25 protein-coding genes and 1 tRNA gene are annotated in these 18968 nt (G+C 69.3%); 21 read left to right on the forward strand and 5 right to left on the reverse strand.

Annotated elements, in window-relative coordinates; genetic code table 11:
* Nucleotides 1-47 precede the first annotated feature (47 nt).
* Nucleotides 48-1238 (reverse strand): endonuclease domain-containing protein, encoded by a 1191-nt coding sequence (locus OG852_RS49290; protein ID WP_330351676.1) that lies wholly within the window; start codon nt 1236-1238, stop codon nt 48-50.
* 366 nt (nt 1239-1604) lie between these two features.
* On the opposite strand from OG852_RS49290, the gene OG852_RS49295 reads away from it, so the two are divergent.
* The 15 genes from OG852_RS49295 to dndC all read left to right on the forward strand — a co-directional run bounded on the left by OG852_RS49295 (nt 1605) and on the right by dndC (nt 11703).
* Complete coding sequence (locus tag OG852_RS49295) at nt 1605-1781, forward strand: hypothetical protein (protein ID WP_329155761.1); 177 nt, start codon at nt 1605-1607, stop codon at nt 1779-1781.
* 307 nt (nt 1782-2088) lie between these two features.
* A complete protein-coding gene (locus OG852_RS49300; RefSeq protein WP_330351677.1) occupies nt 2089-2436 on the forward strand; it encodes a hypothetical protein in 348 nt (115 codons plus the stop codon).
* A gap of 261 nt (nt 2437-2697) precedes the next feature.
* Nucleotides 2698-3408 (forward strand): hypothetical protein, encoded by a 711-nt coding sequence (locus OG852_RS49305; protein WP_330351678.1) that lies wholly within the window; start codon nt 2698-2700, stop codon nt 3406-3408.
* Nucleotides 3409-3815: 407 nt separating this feature from the next.
* A complete protein-coding gene (locus OG852_RS49310) occupies nt 3816-3992 on the forward strand; it encodes a hypothetical protein (RefSeq protein WP_330351679.1) in 177 nt (58 codons plus the stop codon).
* A gap of 120 nt (nt 3993-4112) precedes the next feature.
* A complete protein-coding gene (locus OG852_RS49315; protein ID WP_330351680.1) occupies nt 4113-4937 on the forward strand; it encodes a hypothetical protein in 825 nt (274 codons plus the stop codon).
* A 45-nt stretch (nt 4938-4982) separates the two neighbouring features.
* Nucleotides 4983-5243 carry a hypothetical protein gene (locus tag OG852_RS49320; RefSeq protein WP_330351681.1) on the forward strand — a complete coding sequence of 87 codons (261 nt, stop codon included), beginning with the start codon at nt 4983-4985 and terminating at the stop codon, nt 5241-5243.
* A complete protein-coding gene (locus tag OG852_RS49325) occupies nt 5233-5652 on the forward strand; it encodes a hypothetical protein (protein ID WP_330351682.1) in 420 nt (139 codons plus the stop codon). The genes OG852_RS49320 and OG852_RS49325 overlap by 11 nt, the downstream gene beginning before the upstream one ends.
* 75 nt (nt 5653-5727) lie before the next feature.
* On the forward strand, nt 5728-6228 hold the full coding sequence (locus OG852_RS49330) for a hypothetical protein (RefSeq protein ID WP_330351683.1): 501 nt from the start codon (nt 5728-5730) through the stop codon (nt 6226-6228).
* A 160-nt stretch (nt 6229-6388) separates the two neighbouring features.
* A complete protein-coding gene (locus OG852_RS49335; RefSeq protein ID WP_330351684.1) occupies nt 6389-6775 on the forward strand; it encodes a hypothetical protein in 387 nt (128 codons plus the stop codon).
* Nucleotides 6772-7167 carry a hypothetical protein gene (locus OG852_RS49340; protein WP_330351685.1) on the forward strand — a complete coding sequence of 132 codons (396 nt, stop codon included), beginning with the start codon at nt 6772-6774 and terminating at the stop codon, nt 7165-7167. The genes OG852_RS49335 and OG852_RS49340 overlap by 4 nt, the downstream gene beginning before the upstream one ends.
* Entirely contained in the window at nt 7160-7801 is a 642-nt protein-coding gene (locus OG852_RS49345; RefSeq protein WP_330351686.1) for an RNA ligase family protein, read from the forward strand. Before OG852_RS49340 ends, OG852_RS49345 begins: the two co-directional genes overlap by 8 nt.
* A 105-nt stretch (nt 7802-7906) precedes the next feature.
* Entirely contained in the window at nt 7907-8584 is a 678-nt protein-coding gene (locus tag OG852_RS49350) for a GNAT family N-acetyltransferase (protein ID WP_330351687.1), read from the forward strand.
* Nucleotides 8585-8634: 50 nt separating this feature from the next.
* On the forward strand, nt 8635-9069 hold the full coding sequence (locus OG852_RS49355) for a hypothetical protein (RefSeq protein ID WP_330351688.1): 435 nt from the start codon (nt 8635-8637) through the stop codon (nt 9067-9069).
* Between the two features lie 46 nt (nt 9070-9115).
* A complete protein-coding gene (locus OG852_RS49360; protein WP_330351689.1) occupies nt 9116-9976 on the forward strand; it encodes a hypothetical protein in 861 nt (286 codons plus the stop codon).
* Between the two features lie 173 nt (nt 9977-10149).
* Entirely contained in the window at nt 10150-11703 is a 1554-nt protein-coding gene (gene dndC, locus OG852_RS49365) for a DNA phosphorothioation system sulfurtransferase DndC (RefSeq protein ID WP_330351690.1), read from the forward strand.
* Nucleotides 11704-11771: 68 nt separating this feature from the next.
* On the opposite strand, the gene OG852_RS49370 is transcribed toward dndC, so the two are convergent.
* The 4 genes from OG852_RS49370 to OG852_RS49385 all read right to left on the reverse strand — a co-directional run bounded on the left by OG852_RS49370 (nt 11772) and on the right by OG852_RS49385 (nt 14730).
* Nucleotides 11772-12053, reverse strand: a complete 282-nt coding sequence (locus OG852_RS49370; RefSeq protein ID WP_330351691.1) for an HU family DNA-binding protein — start codon at nt 12051-12053, stop codon at nt 11772-11774.
* 179 nt (nt 12054-12232) lie between these two features.
* Complete coding sequence (locus OG852_RS49375) at nt 12233-13279, reverse strand: AfsR/SARP family transcriptional regulator (protein ID WP_330351692.1); 1047 nt, start codon at nt 13277-13279, stop codon at nt 12233-12235.
* Nucleotides 13280-13525: 246 nt separating this feature from the next.
* Entirely contained in the window at nt 13526-14515 is a 990-nt protein-coding gene (locus OG852_RS49380) for an endonuclease/exonuclease/phosphatase family protein (protein WP_330351693.1), read from the reverse strand.
* A 141-nt stretch (nt 14516-14656) separates the two neighbouring features.
* Nucleotides 14657-14730, reverse strand: a tRNA-Met gene (locus OG852_RS49385).
* A 166-nt stretch (nt 14731-14896) separates the two neighbouring features.
* Between OG852_RS49385 and OG852_RS49390 the strand changes: the two genes are divergently transcribed.
* From OG852_RS49390 to OG852_RS49415, 6 genes are all read left to right on the forward strand, one after another.
* Nucleotides 14897-16108 carry a hypothetical protein gene (locus OG852_RS49390; protein WP_330351694.1) on the forward strand — a complete coding sequence of 404 codons (1212 nt, stop codon included), beginning with the start codon at nt 14897-14899 and terminating at the stop codon, nt 16106-16108.
* A 39-nt stretch (nt 16109-16147) separates the two neighbouring features.
* Entirely contained in the window at nt 16148-16615 is a 468-nt protein-coding gene (locus OG852_RS49395) for a hypothetical protein (RefSeq protein ID WP_330351695.1), read from the forward strand.
* A 341-nt stretch (nt 16616-16956) separates the two neighbouring features.
* On the forward strand, nt 16957-17106 hold the full coding sequence (locus tag OG852_RS49400) for a hypothetical protein (RefSeq protein WP_330351696.1): 150 nt from the start codon (nt 16957-16959) through the stop codon (nt 17104-17106).
* A 64-nt stretch (nt 17107-17170) separates the two neighbouring features.
* Nucleotides 17171-17974, forward strand: coding sequence for a hypothetical protein (locus tag OG852_RS49405; protein ID WP_330351697.1), 804 nt, complete (start codon nt 17171-17173; stop codon nt 17972-17974).
* Nucleotides 17975-18034: 60 nt separating this feature from the next.
* Nucleotides 18035-18592: a hypothetical protein gene (locus tag OG852_RS49410; protein ID WP_330351698.1), complete on the forward strand. Its 558-nt coding sequence runs from the start codon at nt 18035-18037 to the stop codon at nt 18590-18592.
* Nucleotides 18593-18661: 69 nt separating this feature from the next.
* On the forward strand, nt 18662-18901 hold the full coding sequence (locus OG852_RS49415; protein WP_330351699.1) for a hypothetical protein: 240 nt from the start codon (nt 18662-18664) through the stop codon (nt 18899-18901).
* The last annotated feature ends 67 nt before the right edge of the window (nt 18902-18968 follow it).

Raw genomic sequence — 18968 nt, forward strand, 5'->3', positions numbered from 1 at the left:
CGGGCTCAGCCTGGCCTACGCCACTGACAGCGCCTCTCGCGCTCGCATCAGGAGGCGGCGTTGGGGCCGGCCGTGACGAAGGCGGCAACGACGGCGGTGATCTCGGCGGCGGTGATGCTCGTCGTCCAGAGGGCGTTGTGGGCGGAGCAGCTCAGGGTGAAGGCCAGGCCGGAGGCGGTGGGAGTGGTGTCCTGGACCCACGGGCGGCTCGGGCAGCGGCCGTGTCGTTCGATGCCGCGTACGTGCTCGGTGGCGACGTCGACGCGGAAGCGTTCCGGGAGGGTCTGCTCGCTCCGGCAGCCTGGGCAGTTCAGTAGAAGGGCGAGGGCGCCCGGGCGCTCGAGGAAGCGGACGCCTTTGCCTTCGTAGGTGTTGCAGCTGGCGCAGAGCGGGCCGCGGACCAGGTTGTGGTCGTGGCAGTGATCCCAGGTGAAGGCGCGGCTAAGCCCGCACAGCCGGCACAGGAAGCGGTCGGGCCGGCTGGTGCGCGGCACCTTGGTGTAGCCGACACCGTCGAGATGCCCGGCGTACGGCTCGCAGGCCGCGACCGAACACGCGGGGCACAGCGTGACGTAGCCGCGCGGGGTGGGTGCGCGCCAATCTCCGTAGCGCGGAGCGATGTTGCCGCATCCGCGGCAGAGGCGGGCCTGCTCCAGCAGCTCGTTGTCGCGAGTCTGCCACCGGTCCATCAACGCGACGTACTCGCGCGGCATCTGCCAGGACGTTCCCGTCCAGGTCAGGTGATCCAGCGGATAGGTGCCGACGCGCACCATCTTGCCGAACCGGGCGCGGAAGGCCTCCATCGTCAGCGATCCGGGCAGTCCCTGGGGATTGACGGTGTGCAGGAGGTCCCAGTCGCTGTCCGGCTCCCGCTCGTGGAAGGCGGCGTTGCCCATCCAGCTGATGATCTCGCTGCGCCAGTTGGTGTCCGGGCCGAGCCAGTCATCGCCCTTGTCGCCGCGGATCTCGCCCGGCTGCCGGACGGATAAGGGGACCTCGACGAGGTCATCCGGTTCGAACCGCAGGCTGGCCAGGGCGCGGCCGGCCTTCTCGACATCGTCGGCGACGAACCACCAGCGGTTCTTCGCCTTGTGCCCCTCCAGTGCAGTGTCGCCGAAGAAGACATGGCCGTGGTGATGGAAGCCGCGGGTGCCGAGGGCGGCCACGGCCAGGCGCATCGGGCACGTGCGGGTCAGCTCGGCGAGCAGATCCCGGGCCTGCTGAGGGCTGATGAGCATGACCGGAGGATGGCACCGGCCACTGACAACGACTCCGGGCCTGCGGTCTCAGCTGCCGCACTGTGCAGTCCAGTTGGAGGCGCGGATGTCGAACGCTCGGGGAGGATCTTCTGCTCGACGAACGATGGGAAGACCGTGGCTCCGATCGTGCCGGGCTCGGGGAAGCAGCGGGCCAGGTCGCCGGCGGCGTCCCGCAGCTGGTCCAGATGGGCAGGACATCGCGAGACGCACTGTACTTAATTGCTTAATCAAATTGCTTCATGTAGACTGTGATTAGCGATCAGGGCGTTGCACCTTGGCCAACGCCCCTCGCCGCCCTCGCACCTGGTGCGAGAGCGGCGGGTCCGACCGAACTGAGAAATCACCTTGTCTGTACTGAACTTCAAGCGTCTCGGCCATCTGCGCGACGAGGTCGACCACCTCCCCGGCCCGCGCAAACGCGGCGAGAATCGCCGCAACCACAATCGCAAGACGCGCCGACTGCTCAAGCGATGGGAGGAGCGCGCCTGGCGCTCCGAAGCCGAAGCGGACGTCGACGAATGAGCGCCGCGTACCTCCTGAACGGCACCGGCCCCGTCGTCGGCGAAGCAGAGGCCACCCCCGGCGGAAAGCTCCACCGGGCCGTCACCTACCGCAGCGGCCCCGCACCGTGGGCCGGGTGCGGGATCGCCAAACGGCTGGCGAAGCCGTCGCTCACCCTGGCCGTAAAAGCAGACTCAATACGCTTCTGCCGTCACGCCGGGTGCATGGGGATTCCACCACGGCGCGGCCCCGCCCAGAGCTGACCACCCCGCCGCGCACCCGACCAACTCCCCCTTCACTCCCAGTTCCATGCCCCTCGGAGAGACCCATGCTCGTCCAGCAGTACGTGTTCCTCGACAGCGACGCTGCCGGAAACCTGACACCCGCCCAAGTGGAGAGCTACCTGGAGAGCAAGGGCTGGGTGAAGGCCGAGACCGTGCCGCCCGCCGGGCAGGTGTGGACCCGCCCCGAGGGCGAGGCGGTTCCCGGCCATCTCCAGGACCTCCCGAAGCGGAAGCCTCACCTCGTCTGGCCCGCATACCTGACCTCTCTCACCAGCCGCCTCCGCGACTACACCGGCCGCACCGTCGATTTGCTTCTCATCCTCGCCCTGTTTGAGCACCGGCTCGCCTCAGACGTCCTCGCCGACATCGCCGCGCAGTCCCCCTCCGCCTGAACGGACCACAGCTGTGAGCCACCCCGGCCCCGCCGGATCACCCCCGCGTCCCTTTGCCCCCTCCGACTTCGAAGAGCCCTGTGAAGGATGCGGAGCGCCGGCCGGAGCGTACTGCCGCCCCGACTGCGACTCCGGATACACCGCTGAGGACGCGCGCGCCGAAGCCGCTCGCCTGGAACAGCGGCTGGCCTCCCGTCCGTGACCCCCTGGCGCCCGCGCCACCCCTTCCCCATCGTCCGTCCGTAAGAACGGAGCACCACCATGCCCACCACCCCCTCCCCGACGACCGATCTCGTCCGTGACGTCAGTACCGCCCTCGCCTTCCTCGACGAGAACGACGATCTCGACGCGCACCGCGACGCTGCTCCCGCCGCCTACGGCATGCTCCAGGGGCGGGCCGTCCGGGCCGTGCGCCGTCTGCGGGACGCCCTGGCCGGAGCGCCGACACGCTACGCGGACCCCATCGCGTGGCGCAGAGCCCAGGAAGACCAGCAACAGGACGCGCAGGGCCTCGCGCTCCTGATCGCCGACACGTTGCGTGCCCAGATTCCCGGCGCGGCCTACCTGGTGTTCCACATCAACGACAGCTATGAAGCGGAGACCGGCCGGGACCTGGAGCTGCACAGCGTCCGGGGCAGCGACGGCAGGGTGCTCCACGGCTTCCGCGACGGCTCCCTCCCCGTCCTCAACGTCGACCGTCACCGTGAGCTCGTTCACGCCTGGCGGGATGCCGGACTTCCGCGGACTGGCGCCGACTTGAACGCCCTCATGCAGCCGATGCGGGCTGCGGGGCTGGTGCTCGACGACTACCCCGAGCCGCTGTATCTGCAGGGACACCCGTGCTACCGAAACGACACCGGACACCTCCTGTGCATGCTCCTGTCCGACTCAGCACACCCGGAGCAGTGGGACCTCCAGGAGGTCTTCGGCCCTCAGCTGCTGCGCCCGTACGGCACGCCTCTACCCGCCTGAGCTGGATCGCCGGGCGGCCCGTCCGGCCGGTCGCGGGGGCGAGCAGCAGGCGCCACCGATTGCTCGCCCGGCGACCGCATCCGTACGGCACCGCGCTTCGCTGGCGGGCGGGCGTTTCCACGCTGGCCGCCCCTACATCTTCGACGCGTACACCGCTCTGATTTCCGCGTATGCCGCATCCTTCGCGGCCGCACTTGCGCGTATATCTCCCCGCCGACGTGGCCGTCGATCCGCCGCGTCCGGCCAGGGTGGTCATGCCTCGGCAGCCAAACCCCTGATGATATTGCATAATTGGATTTACTGCCGTAGGGTGGAGTTGCACGGCGGCGAACAGCCGCCCATATTCCGCTCGTTGAGCCAGCCCGTCTCTGACGGCGGCCGAACCTCTTTCCAGTGAGACAGCCCCGATGAGACTGCTCGGCGCTCTGCGCCCCGGCCACCGTCAGGTGTGCGTCCAGGCAACGAAGCACTGCACCTGTTACCTCTATCCCGGAGAGTGGGGCCGCCGTGCCAAGGTGCTGCGGCGCCGGGCGCAGCGGCACGCGGAGAAGCGCATGCTCCTCCGCCGCGCCGAAGACGCCTGACTGAGCGTCGGCCCTCTTCTCCCCCTCCACCATCGCTTTCCCGGAGACTCCATGCATGTTCGCGCACCCTCCGCGCTCTTCGTACCTCTCACCTCTCACCGCCCGCCCGCCCCTCTGACCATGGACTCGGCAGGTGAAGCCGTAGGACTGCTGGCCTCGCTTTACGAGACGTACGAGGCCCAGCCGTTCAGCAGTGAGGACGGCGCCTTCCGGGGTGGCCGCCCCATGGCGGCGGACGGTGTCCTCGACGTGCTCCGTCTCCATCTGCACAACACCGCGCACGGCCAGTGCTCCGGGACGGCACACGGCCACATCCTGACCGTGCAGTGCGGATCGGAGCCGGGATGGCGGATCGTCCCCCGCGAGATGGCCGAGACGGTCGACCGCGGAGCCCACTCGCTGCAGCAAGCCGGAATCCACGTACTGCGGGGCCGTCAGTCCGGAACTGGCGTACGGCTCTACGCCGTCCCCGACGACCCCGGTGTCGTCCAGGTCCGCCCTGTGGTCGACGGCCTCGAACGGCTGCCCATGGGCGGCCACACCTTCAACGCACGACGCCAGCAGTGGGTACGGCTGATGGCATCGGCCCGAACGGTGCTGAGCGGCAACGGCTGGGAGAGCTGCGGCGAAACGCCCGACGGGCGCAGGTTCGCCGTCCGGCCGGAGCCGATCGAGCTCGCCGGCAGCGGGCGCCTCCAGGCAGTTCCCCGCTTGGCCGCTGAGTACGAGCTGGAGACTCGCTGGCCGCACTCGGACTGGGCGGCCCAGTCCCGCGTGCCCGCCTCCTCGGTCCTCAAGGCTGTCCACTTCTGTCTGCGGAAGGGCATCGGCACCGCGGAGACCGTCGGCAGCACGATCTACCTGACCAGCATCACCGCCAGCGATTTCGCCCCGTCCTCCCGCTACACCCCCGCGCCGCAGCCCGAACCGGCCCGCGCCGCCTGACCAGGGGCGCCGGACCCCGGCGCCCCTCCCTCAAGAAAGCACCACATGACCGACCACACCGTCACCGTCCAACTGAAAGCCGTGCGCGTGACCATGCACGACGTTCAGCTCACGCTCCAGGTGCCCGGGAGCCGCAAGCCGAGCCGCACCACGATCGAGCGGCACATCCGGGACCTCGATCCGGCCATTCTCGACAACGCATGCACCCCCGACACCGTCGACTACTCCCGGTTTGCCGAACTGCTTGAAGTCCTCGACACCCAGGTCACCGAGGAAAGCGAAGGCGAGGCGCACCATGCCGAGTAACTCGATCGGCGTGTTCGGCCGGGTGGTCCGGGTCCGCGACTCGACCGACACGGACGAAGCCGTGCGCACCCTTCTGCCCGGCCCGCGATTTCGCACCGGCCTTGCCGACTTTCTGTGCTTCCTCGTTCCCCTGGCCATCGAGGAGCAGAGCCATCTGTCCAGCGAGCGGATCGACGCCATGCGCGAAGAACTTCTCGACACGATCGCGGCACACGGAGACGATCTGCAGTTCGGTGGCACCCACCAGAAATCGGCCCGGGTAGCCCTGGCGAAGGCCTTGGCGCTCCTGGCCACGGCCGAAGGCGGCGTCACCATCCTGGGCGTGCACGCTTGTACGGCAGTGCACGAGGGCTGCCCCGGCTTCAAGCCCAGGGAGAGTACGCCGCCCGCGTCCGGCGGCGGCCTGTGACCGGCCCGTCGGATGCCACGTTCCATTCAGCGCCCTGGCCGCCCGGCCGTCACCACCACCAGGAGGATCGTTCCCATGCAGGAAACCGAGACCAACGGGGCTGGCCGTGACCGCTCCGCCTCGCCGCCGAGCAGGCCCCACTTGACGCCGGCCGGAGTCGTCGTGCGCGCCACGCGCAGCCACACTGTCGAACAGGCCCTGACAGGGCTCGGAATCGACCGCCTGCCGGAGCACAAGGTGAAGGACCTCCCCGCGGAGGGCCAGCCGGCCGGCTACGCGATGCACGACACACGCCACCCGTCCGGGCCCGTCGTGGCGATCCTCACCGCTTGCGGCCCGGACCGGTCCGCGTTGCTGGCCCGGCTGCGCTCTCACCTGGAACAACCCTCGGTCGGCTACTCGGTGGAGGACCTCGAAGGACTCGCCGAGCATCAGTTCATGATCCGCCGGGCGAACGCGGACGAGCTGCGGCAGCGCAGGGCGCTCGTGACTGCGGCGTCAACGGACAGCACGGCAGTCGCCCGGTCCCAGAGACGCGAGGAGCTTGAAGAGGCGGGGCAGGAGAGCCTGTTCTGAGGCAGGGGCAGAACGATCGGCGATCTATATTGCATAATTGGATTGCATGGCGTATTCTGATAATTCATTGACGGTGCGTCGGCGGTCTCCGCCTCTCCCGTTCGCGCGTCAGCACACTGCCGTCAGCGGCGCTCACGCCGCGCATGAGGATTCCCAACCGATGACTGTGTACTTCGCCTTCATTCCGTCGCGCCGGCAGCGGTCGACAGACCAAGCTCCCCTGGAGTTCGCACCGAGCCAAGCCGTTGCCGAATGGGCTCTGAAGCGGCGCGTGTCGCACCGCCATGGCCAGACCTACTACGACGGCGTCAACTACACCGTGGCCCTGGCGGACAAGCCGACCGAGGACTTCCCCGACGCCGACCCCAGTGCCTTCCTGTGCGTCTGGAAACGCACCGCCGCTCAGGCCGTCCCGCAGCGGGGCGAAGTGCCCGACGAACTGTGGACGCTCACGCCGCGCGGTCGCGTGGTCAAGAACCCCTGGACCACGACGCCAAAAAACGTCACCCCCTACCCCCACCCTTCACACGAGGAGAACCAGCAGTGATCACCACCCGCGCAGGAATGCGCATCGACACCGACCTCACGACCTCGAACACGCACGTACCCGGACCCTGGGCACTGAGGAAGGCGGTGCTGCACGACGAACTGGGCGGCGACCCGCACTTCCGTCGGTTCGCGGCAGCCAGCGGTGCGCTGTGCGTGATCTCCCGGACGAGTGCCGACGGAGCCGACCCGACGTTGCCGGTGAACGAACTGGCGACCGCCTTCGTCCGCCGGGCGACGGGGCAGGCCCCGCCCCGGTCCCTCCGCGGGCCGGTCGTCGTCCTGGGCTCCGGTTACATCGGCGGCCTGTGGCGCACCGGCGATCTCACCGATTTCCACCGGGCGCTGCTGTACTCGCTCGCCCGCGAACAGGGCGGCCCGTCCGGTGGCTGACGCTCTCCCGCGCTACCCGCGGACGCCGCATCTGCCAGGGTCGCCGGGTGCCACGAGCGATGACGTCTGGTGCGACTGGGCCCGGTTCACCCCGGAGCCCGGCCGCGAACTCGTCACCACGATGAAGATGGACGGGGCGAACACCACCCTTCACACGGGCGGGATGTATGGCCGCTCCCCCACGGGGCGCAGCAGGCCGTGGCAGAGCCGGATGCGCGCTTTCGCCGCAGCGGTCTGTCCATCGATCCCGCGAGGCTTCCGCGTGTGCGGGGAGGACCTGACGGTTCCGCACTCCCTCGACTACGAGCGGCAGCTTCCCCCGTTCATGGTGTTCTCGGTATGGGAGGGCGATGACTGCCTGGCGTGGGAGGAGACGGAGGCGTGGGCGGGCATGCTCGGCCTGTCCACCGTCCCCGTACTCGCGCGGGGCCCACGCCCCCAGGACCCCCGGCATCTGCGCGAGGCCTTCGACCGCCGAACGGACACCGCCTGGGACGAAGGGTTCGTCGTCCGCGACGGTCAGGGCTTCGCGCGGGCGGAGTTCACCGTTCGCGTGGCCAAGTGGGTACGTGCCGGGCGTGTCCGGACCGGCTCACGGTGGCCGACGGACAACCCTCTGAGGGATATTGCTTAATTGGATTTATTCACGTAGGGTCAGGGTATCGGTTGCGGCGCTCGCCGCGTTACCGCCTCGGGGCGCACAGCGCCCGTTCTTCTGCCTCATCTCAGGACCACCCGTATGTCTTCTCGACGTCCCCACCCCCCGTTCCGCTTCCGAGACGCCGGACACCGCGACCTCGACGCCTTCATGAATCTGATCCGGCACGCGGAGCCCGATCACCCCTCGCCTTTCCACTCGGTCCGGCTCATGCTGGGCCTGGCGCCCGAACCGCCGCTCTCCCACAACCTCAACCTCTGCCTCATAGCCGAGGACCGGCGCGGCAAGCCCGTCGGCGCACTGCTGGCCGGGCCTCCGGACTGGCTCGTGGAGCACCCGGGACTTCGCGGATCCCCCCTGACACTGGCCCTCGTGCACCGCATGACCATGATCCAGGGCGTGGCCGTCGACCCGAAGTACCGCGGGCGAGGCCTCGGACAGGCCCTGATCCGGCGCGCCGAGCGGCGCTACCGGGAAGCCGGCTGGGGACTGTCGATGCTCGTTCACGACCCGTCGCTGGAACCCTTCTACCAGCGGCTCGGCTACGCCTCGCACCCTGGCCTCCTGATGAATCTCCCCAGCCCCCACCCGCTGATCGGCCAGGACTTCCTGAACATGCTCACGGCGCTGAAGCCGCTCTCGGCCGAAGTCCGCCTGGTCGACGTCCTCTTCGCGCCCTGCCCCGTCATCTCGGGTGTTGTTCCCGGCACGCAGGTGCCGGACCATGCCTGGTTCGACGGCGCCGGGCTCTGCTACTGACGCGGGCCGCCCCCGTCGGCCCGCTCTCCGCCCGCCCCTGAAAGTCACCCATGCCCAACCTCGAAGCGATCGTGCGCGTTCTGACCCAGGACGTCCTCGGCAATCAGCGCTGGAACGGCCGGACCCGTCAGTACGAGTCCATGCCCACCAGCGCGAACCACGACATGCTCGACGCAGCGGCGGCGATCGTCGAGCGCGCGGCCGGGGCCGTCGACTGGCCCCGGCTGCTGTTCGAGGCGGCGTCCCGCCACGCGTTGTTGCACCCCGACCGCCCCGTCGAGGACGACCGGCAGTACCCCTCCCCGGTCGCCGACCTCTGCGGCGAGTGCCTCCGCGAGGCGCTTCTCGCCGACGACACCGGCGCGCAGGACTGGACGGCCCGTCCCACATCACCCCGTGAACACAGCAGCACGGACTGGCCCGCAATCGTGGCCGCTGTCTTCCCGCACCGCGCCGCGGCCTCCTGGCACCCGTTCCAGAATTAACCCACACCCCCGGCCCCGCCCCTCACCTCTTCTTCAGGAGCCCTTCATGCCCGTTGCTCGCTACGCACTCCAATTCGCCGCCCAGCTCGCCCAGTTGCTGGGGTCCGGCTGGAGCGCGTCAGGCTGCGACTCCTCGACGTTCGCCGTCCTCGACGGTCCCGGCATCGAACTCGCCATTTACACCACCTCGCCGATCCGGTCGCGCACCAAGGTCAGCGTGGAGATCCGTTCCCGGGGCGACCTGGTGTGGCGCAGGCGCACGGACTACGACGGGCAGGTGTCGGGAACCATAGGCGACCCGGCAGCGGTCGCCGAAGCCATCCGCACGGAGATCCTTCCGGCCTGGAAGAAGCTGGTGACGGAGCTGGAAGCCCGCACAGTGCAGGCCCGCTCAGCCATCCGGGAATTCGCGCTCCTCGCTGCCGAGGCGGCCGGCGAGGGCGCCTCGGTCACCTACGGCTCACGCCCCGGAGTGGCCAACATCCGGTGGGACGGCGGCCACGCGGTGCTGTGGGCGGGTGACGACGGCCGCATCTCCTCGCCGTCCATCGAGATCAAGCGTGCGCGCGGTGCCGCCACGGTGCTCGCCTTGCTGCGCACCGCAGCGGGCCTCGTGCCGGACCCCGCGCGGTTCAGCCTCAGCGACATTGGGAGCGCCGCCGCCGGGCTGCTCGGCGACGGCTGGTCCGCGACGCCCTGGCAGTGGCACGACGGCGCATGCATCGAACACCGGGACGACCCCGGCGGCGGGTACACCCTTGCCGCCCAGGACGGGCACCTGTACATCTCGGCGAATCTCCGCGACGAAAGTCGCACCTTCCTGACCGGCGTGTCCACCGCCGACAGCCTGGAGACCCTCGGCGCCGTCGCCGCCGCCGTCGTGCGCAGCATCCACGCCAACGACTGATCGCCTCCCGGGGCAGGGACGCGCCGTCCGCGTCCCTGCCCGCACCGGCCTACTTCCGGCGAGACGGGCAACCGTAGCCGTTCGACCGGCTTCTACATGAAGGCTTCCGTATGCGTCCTCCTGTACTCCTGGGCCTCTCCCCCACACGCACCGTCCCGTTCGCGGGAGGGACCATGGGGCAGTGGCTCCGCGGCATCCTCGACGAGATCCGTGAGCTGTACCGCGCCGACTCCGTGCCGTGGGTCGTCGGCTACAGCGGCGGCAAGGATTCCACGCTGTGTCTGATGCTCGTGTGGATGGCGCTCGCGGGCCTGCCGGCCGCGGAACGCACCAAGGTCGTCCACGTCATCAGCACGGATACCGGTGTGGAGAATCCCGTCGTCGCGGCCTGGGTGGACGCTTCGCTGGCCTCGATGCGCCGCGCGGCCGTGGAGCAGGGCCTGCCCATCGAGACTCACCGGCTCACACCCGCGGTGGAGGACTCCTTCTGGGTGTGCCTCATCGGTCGCGGATACGCGGCACCGCGGCCGAAGTTCCGGTGGTGCACGGAGCGATTGAAGATCAAGCCGTCGAATGCGTTCATTCGGGCGGTGGTGGCCGAGCACGGCGAGACCATCCTGGTCCTGGGCACCCGCAAGGCCGAGTCGGGGACGAGGGCGCGGGCCATGGCGCGCCACGAGCGGCGCCGGGTGAGGGACCGTCTCAGCCCCAACGCCTCTCTGCCCAACTCCCTGGTGTACTCGCCCATTGAGGATCTGAGCAACGACGAGGTGTGGTCGCTGCTCATGCAGTACGAGAACCCCTGGGGGCACACCAACAAGGACTTGCTCACGATGTACCAGGGAGCCTCGCCGGACGCCGAGTGCCCGCTGGTCGTCGACTCGACGACACCGTCGTGCGGCGACAGCAGGTTCGGCTGCTGGACCTGCACCTTGGTCTCGCAGGACAAGTCCATGCAGGCCATGATCAGCAACGACGTGGAGAAGGAGTGGATGCTGCCCCTCCTGGAGCTGCGTAACGCCCTGGACGTCGACGATGACCGGGATTTGCGGGACTTCCGGCGGATGAGCGGTCGGCTGCACCTGTTCAAGGGGCGCCTCGTGCACGGGGCCTACCTGCAGCAGGCCCGGGAGGAGTGGCTGCGCAGGCTCCTTGAGGCCCAGACCTGGATCAGGGCTAACGGACCGCAGTACGTACGCGAGCTGACCTTGATCACCATGGAGGAACTGCGCGCCATCCGGCACGAGTGGGTCTATGTGAAGCACGAGATCGAGGACTCGCTGCCCGGTATCTACGAGGCCGCCACCGGCGAGCCGTATCCCGACCAGCGCCGGGAGACCGCTTTCGTCGACGGGGCGGAGATGATCAGTGTGCTGCGCGAGGTCTGCGGTGACGACGAGCAGCAGTTCCTCATGGCCCGCGAACTGCTCGGCGTGGAGCGGCGTTTCCGGACGATGACGCGCCGCGCCGGGCTCTTCGGCGAGCTGGAGAAGGTCGTCTGCAAGTACGCGTTCGAAGATGAGGAGGACGCGCTCAGCTTCGCGCTCGCGCGTGAGGAGAGGATCGCTGAGGCACGGGGCCTGCCTCAGCCCGACACCGGCACGCCCGACCAGCCGGAACTCGCCTCCGGGGCGGACGCGGATGCCCGCCCGGAGGCGGAGAAGCTGGCCGCAGACCTGCGTGCGGTCGGGCTGGTCCCCGTTGACCGCCGCACCGATGAGCCGTGACGCCCTCGGGCAACGGCCGGGCCGGCCGCCCGCAGGCCTTGCGGCAGCCGGCCCCGGACCGAACGCCCTTACGCGCCCTTGGCGGCTTCCTTGAGCTTGCTGCCCGCGGAGACCTTGACGCTGTAGCCGGCGGGGATGTTGATCGGGTCGCCGGTCTGCGGGTTGCGCGCTGTGCGAGCGGCACGGTGGGTGCGCTCGAAGGTCAGGAAGCCGGGGATGGTGACCTTCTCGTCGCCCTTGGCGACGATCTCACCGACGGTCTCGGCGAGAGCGGCCAGCACGGCGTCGGCGTCCTTGCGGGTCACCTCGGCTCGGTCGGCCAGGGCGGCCACCAGCTCACTGCGGTTCATAGGGGTAACTCTCCGTATCTCGAATCGTCTGCTCACCGTACGGCGGGCAGACTGGTCAGATCCAATCCTGTCATTCACCACTGACAAGCCCTGTCCGTCGTCCGGCCGGTCGCCGCGTGTTGAGGCCTGCCCAGGCAAGGCCCACCGCTACGGCCGGCGGCGGTGCTTGTCGACCGTGCTCAGCCAAGTTGTGACTGCACGTGCCTCCGTGTGAGAGGCACGTTCATGTGAGTCAGCTGGTCGGCCAGGTGCCGAAGGCCGTCGGGTTCGGAGCACGGCTCCTTGACGGCTTCAGCCGCGACCTGGAACTGCTGCAGACCGCCGGGCAGAGCCTGGTAACCACGCCGGACCGACCACCGGGCACCAGGCAGGTCGCCTCCTTCCAGGTAGCGGTGTGTCAACCGGCGGGCAACGCCCACGATGGCCTCGGACATCTCGCTGGCGTACGGCTCAGCCCACGCATACCAATCCAGGCCGATGACGCCGGCGAACGGAGGCCCGTTGACGAGTTCCAGGGCGGCACGCAGATTGCGCGTGCCGGCCGGGGAGCCGTCATTCTCGCCGCGGGCGGCGAGCTCCTTGAACTGCCCCCAGTCACTGGTGACCAAGGAGGTCAGTGCGTACCCGGTCTCCTGACTCCACGTCGGAAAGTGCTCGGAGCCGAGCCAGGCCCGCAGGCGGCTCATGGCAGTGTTGCGGCTGTCGGCACGAACCCGCTGCCCGGGCCACAGGGCCGCGTCCAGGGCGTGACGGTCGCTCCCGGGGTTCAGGTACAGCCAGATGGCGTACTCCGTGAGCCGCGAGACACGGTTGGACTCGACCTGCCCTTGCGCACCACGGACCTTCGGGGCCCCCAGCAGCACGAGATTGAGACCGGTCGACGGCCGGGGAAAGGGAATCGACGGCCAGTCATCGTGTTCGTCCTGCTGGCCGACCGAGTCCGCCTCCGGTGTTTCCGGGCCGGGCTCCGCCTCCATCAGCGAGGGGAGCAGGCCCTCCAGCACGCCGAGCGTGATGGCCCAACCCTCGGCGAACGCCTGCTCCTGCTTGCTCGCTTCGGCCGTGGCGGGGTACCAGGTTGCCTCGGGACGCAGTATCTGCCACGCGATGTCATGGGGCCCGCAGATCGACCGGATGACGACCAGAGCAGCGGCGCGCCAGCGTGTGAGCGTGGCTATCGGGCTGTTGAGGTCGAGGTACTCGGCTTGCTCCAGAAGGCGCTGCACGGCGTGCCGGGTATGTCGCGCGGTGCCTCCTCCAAGGGGGCGGTTGGCGGTGAGGGGTTCGGCGTGGGGAAGGGCGGGGGCCCTGTTCATGGCGACTCCTGGTCGGGTTCAGTGCGGGCGAACTCACCATCTGCGCGTCGTCGGGTCAGGGGGTTGTTCATGTCCGGCGTCTGCGGGGTCCGGTGGTCTCGGGGCGGGAGGGAGTGCTTCACGGCAGACGGGTGTCGCCGGTGCTGCCCGTCTGGATCAGCGGGCCCGTGATGTGTGCGTGGGGGCCTGCGCCGTTGACCGTCTCGCCGTGTGTCCGGACGGGGCGGGGTGCCGGGAGCGCGGGGTGCTGTCGACAGAACGGCTGGAGATCATCGCGGGTTCCAGGTCGATGCTGACCGGCAGATGGTCGGAGCCGTTCAACGCCGCATGGGTGCGCAGGACTCGGTAGCCGGCGAGAGCGGGCAGCAGGTGCTGAGTCGTACGGATCATGTCGATGCGCCGCGGCCCGAAGGGGTCTCCGACGGGCCAGTGACCGGTCGTGGGATGCCAGGGGCAGTCGAGGGCGGCGGCCGCGTCCAGTAGTCCGCCGCGGCGCAGGACTTCTGCGGGGCTCCGGTCGGCGCGGTGCGGTGCGTCGGGGTTGGCGTTCCACTCGACCTGGTAGAGGAGATCGGCGTACCACTCCTGGTCCGCGTAGGGGTCATGATCGTAGTAGTCGCCCTGTGCTGTCCGGTCGGCGGAAACGCTGTTGAAGTCGCCTCCGATCACGGCAGGCCCGGGTGGGCGCGTCAGAGCGGCGACAACACGGCGAGCCTCGTCGAATCGCCGGGCGGGCCGGAAGGGGTCTGCGTGGTAGCTGGCGAACGTGACCGGTTCGCGGGCTCCGACGTCGAGTTGCAGGCGTGCCAGCGCGTGGTGGAAGTCGCCGGCCTGGAAGGCACGCCAGGTGCCGGGGACCGAGGTGATCCCCGGGCGCCAGAGGAGCCCGACGTGGTAGCGGTGCTGGCCTGAGGCGATGGCGGTGGTTCCTCGGGCGTCAACGGTGCACAGCAGGCCGAGGGAATCGGCGAGTTGGCGCAGTAGCCGTCCCGCGCCGGCGGCGGTGTCGTCCACGATCTCCTGGACCGCCAGCACGTCAGGCTGCGCCTCGGCAAGCGCCTGCCGCAGGAAAGCTGTGCGATCGTCGGGGCCTGTGAAGTCGAGCAGGTTGTAGGTGGTGAAACAGACGGCCACTGTTGTCTCCATGGATCCGAGCGGCCCGGGCGGGTGCTCGCGTGCCCATAGAGGTGTGGAATCTGGTGCCCGTGTGACATCCGAGCACGCACTATCCGTCGAACAGAAACGACTCAGGCCCCGGCGTTGACGCGCTGGGGCCTGAGTTGCGAGTAGCGGGGACAGGATTTGAACCTGCGACCTCTGGGTTATGAGCCCAGCGAGCTACCGAGCTGCTCCACCCCGCGTCGGTAACGCTCACTATACGGGGCGCGAGGAAGCACACGAACATCGTTATTGCTTAATTGGTTTTACTGGCGTAAGATTGAAATCACTCGGAACGGGTGACGCGCAGGGCGCCACACCGGTCCCGCCCCCGCCCCGAGGGACAAAAGCCGATCCAGGAGAACTCCCTTGTCCTTCCACTCCCCCACCGAACTCCAGCTCCCCATCCGCGACGTCACCGTCCCCGCCGTCGGGACGTTCGACCGGTTCACCGGCCAGGCCCGCTACCAGATCACCGGCGACGAGGTCCGTGGCAGCTTCATCGTCGTCCCCGAGACGATGCCCGGATCCGACGCATGTCACGTCCGGGTCGTCTACGGCGACCACCCCGCCCAGCCGCAGCACGAGCGGGTGGACGAGCCCAGGATCCGCCGGACCCGGGTGCGCGGGGAGTGCGGCCCGCTCGCGGTCGACGCTCTGCCCGAACGCCACCACCTCGACGCGCGCGGCCAGTGGGTCCGGTCGGACGGAACTCTGGGCACCGTCCCGCGCAGCACGCACCGGTACCTGGCCGAAGTCGTACACGCCGTCGTCACTCACTGGGCCACCCGGCCGAACCGGGAAGGGCTCATCAGGGCCGCCGCACGGCACGCCCAGCAGCAGCCCGACATCCCGGCCCAGGCAGCCCGAGAGGCCATGGAACGCGAACTGGACGCCATCCGCGCGCAGATCGCACCGCACTGGACACTTCTCCAGCAGTTGGAGGCTGTCGCTCAGGCCGACGCGCCCCGACTCCCGGTGCTGCCGCGCTCGGTCCACATCGACTACCTCGATCCCGTCAACGGCACGACGGGCATCATGACGGCCCTCCCCCGGCTCAACGCGCATGACGGAACGATCACTTACACCGTGACGAGCGGCGGCCGCGCACGCGGAGACTTCACGGTCGGCCCCGACCGGTACAGCCGCGACGCCCTTCCCGGCGGCGTGAGCGTGCAGCTCGGGACCACCCCGCTCCCCGAGGGCGCGGGCCGGGAGAACGAGCCCGTGGTCAACGGGATCCGTTTGCGCGGCTCCTGGAACTGCACCGACAGCCAGTCGCTCACCCCGGCCCTCCCGGCGGTGATCCCCGGCATCCAGCGGGCGGACACTCCCGACCAGCCCGTGCCCGCGAACACCGCCGCATGGATCAGCACCGCGATCCGGGCGCTCGCCATCGCCTACCGCGACCACAGCAACGCGGACGCACTGCGGCTGGCCGCCGGGAAGAGCCGTGTGGACCAGCTGCGCCAGGCCCCCGTCCAGGCGGTCGTCGAACTTCGCCGACAGGAATCCGTAGCCCAGGCGCGCGTCACCGCCGCCCAAGAGGCTGAGGCGGCTTACGCGGCCCTGTCAGCCTGACCGATTCTCCCCTCCAGCCCATCACCCAGGAGCGCCACCATGACTGAAACCCCGTACACCCGCGCCGACCTCCGCGCCGAGGCCGCGCGCCAGCACTTCGAACTCACCCGGGACCCCGACCACATGGGCGTCGGCGAATCCATGGGCACCGAGGCCGTCCCGTCCACCCGGACTCACACGTGGGAACAACTGCTTCCGTACGACGCCGATGACGGAAGCGCGTTCAGCACGGCCACCGACGCGGTTCACGACCTGATCAGCGGGGCGGCCAACCTGTCCACCTGGGCGGTCGAGATGGGGGTGGACGGACTGAAGCCGTCAGACACCGCCTTCACCATCAGCAGCGACGAGCAGCCCATCGGCCGCATCCACCTCACCTTCGGACCCGGCATGTCCCACGAGATGCAGTCCGGCCTGATCGCGAGCATCAGGCACGCGGTCGACGCTCACCTCCGGTCCACTTCGAGCGGTGCCAGCCTCTCCAGCCACGGGCCGGGCCGGGCGTAACCTCCGTCCCTACGTGGGTGCCGCGCCTGGCGCGCGGCGCCCGCCCCTCTCTTTATCGGTGCATGGGCGACCCCCGGCCGGCCGTGCCGCCTCACTTCCCCGCTTCGACCTATTGTTTAATTGGATTTATCACAGTAGAGTTAACTTTCCGGTGGTTGGACGCACCGAGTCTGCGCAGACCAGCGCGCCCACGGCGGTCGCCGGAGCAGCGCTGCGTTCGCTTCTGCGGCGCATCGACCGCGACATCATCCGGCTGTCGTCGCCTGCGACCTCCGCACAGAGCACCTCAGCCTCCGGCCTATCAAACCGACCTTCTCCGCAACCAGCATCAGGAACACCCCGTGAGCGCACCTGTAACCATTGTCGTTGTCACCGCCGAAGACCTCCATGCAGCCGCCGACGAGATCGAGACTTCCGGTTGGGTCGAGTGGGCAGACCAGGGCGGCAACACCGTCCGCCTCGAACTTCCCCGCGACCCGGCTGCCGTCTGATCATTCTTCTGACGCCCCGCTGCTTCTCGGCTCTGCCTGGCCGTCCCCCCACCAAGGAAGATCCATGCGCACCACCCCACTCGCCTCCACGGCACTCGCCGCTGAAGTCGCCGCGCTGCTCCCCAAGCGCCACCAGGCCGAATGGACCGTCACCACGGCTACCCGCAAGGAACATCCAGGCCCGCCGGCCACCCACCTGGCCAACGGCCCGCGCCGCTTCCTCCTTCTCCTGACCGACAGCGGTCACACCACGCTGACCGCTGCCGATACCTCGCTCACCGTCGAGAGCCGCGCCCCCACAGCGGTCGCCGGAGCAGCGCTGCGCTCGCTGCTGCCGCGCATCGACCGCGATATCATCCGGCTGTCGCCGCCTCGGCAACGGCAGCACCGTCTCCAGCACCTCGCCGAGATCCACGAGCTGCTCCGCGAACTCGGCACGTCTGCGGAGCGGTTCGAGCGAGCCGACGACACCACCGGCCTGTCCTGGCAGTGCGGCGACGCGTCCGTGAGCTTCACGCTGCGCGGCACGTCGGCCACCGGCTCGGTGAGCTTCAGGGGAGGTCTGGGGGCGCTGGAGCGCTTCCTCGCCCCGTTCCTTCCCCCACATCCGGGTCCAGGACGTGTCCGTACCCACCCGCTGCGCGGCTGCGGAGGCGTGGCACGCCGTATCGTCGCGGCCTTCCCCCATGCGGTCGAAGCCGACGAGGACGGCCTCGTCCGGTTCTCGGACACAGACGGCGGCCCGCTCCAAGGCTGGGTGATGCCCCGCGACATCAACGGCCCGACCGGGCCGACGACACCGGTCACGGCCGGAGTCGGCGGCGCCGGTATCGACCTCATGCTCTCCGTGCTCCCCACGAGCGCCTGAGCCACAACCCCGGCGCGCAGCAGGACTGACCGCGCAACACCCGAATCAAGGAACACCGCAGTGAGCACCGCAGTCATATCAAACTCGATCACCCACCCCGACGTTGTCGCCGCTCTCGAAGCCGGGATGGAGATGGCCTCCGACGAGTCGGGCCGCCCTGTCACCGCCGAGCGTTTCACCTGGGCCATGGCCGCCGCCCTGACCTATCTCGACAGCACCGGAGCCCCGTGGGCGGATGTGTACGCGCGGCACATCGAGATCGCGGCCACGCAGGCCCCCGACAGGGGCGAGGACGTCGAGGACACTTCGGATCTGTACGCGGGCATGCACTACAGCCGCGAACAGGTCTCGGCCGCCGTGAACGCGGGGGTCGACGCCGCTGCCCGGACGATCCGCGAGCAGCACGCGGACGACATCGACAACCTGGTGGTGAACGCTGTCCTGACACTTCTGGATGACCCCGAGGCCTCGTTCGACGCCGTCGTGGCCCGGTGCTACGGCATCGAGGCCGACGCCGTCAGCGGCTGGCTCTCGGACGTCCCGGCCGACAGCGACGCCGAACTCAATGCCCAACAGGTGGCCCTGATCGACGCGTACCTTCGCTCCGTCGGCCTCTGACCACTCCGTATGTCCCCGGGGCCGGACGCCACACAGCCCGCGCGGCCCCCACGAAGGAAGGATCATCCCGTGTCCGTACTCCTGATCGGCCGCTGGGACGCCGAAACCCTCGAGATCGAGGAGTCCCACACCGTCGGCGACGGAGACCAGGAAGCGATCGACGCCCTGCTCAGCGAGCGCTCCGGCAGCTGGTGGGCGTGCGAATACCTGGTCGACCGTCACAGCGACGCCGTACAGCGCGCGCACGAGGAACTGGCTTCTGGCCAGCTCTTGGTCGACGAAGCCGAGGGTTTCGAGCCCGCGCCGTGACCGCCACCCGTTGGAACCGCACGGCAGCGCACCCGCCCCGCTCGGTAGGGCGGGCAAGCAGCTGACA

The sequence above is a fragment of the Streptomyces sp. NBC_00582 genome (genome assembly GCF_036345155.1).
Classification (GTDB): Bacteria; Actinomycetota; Actinomycetes; order Streptomycetales; family Streptomycetaceae; genus Streptomyces.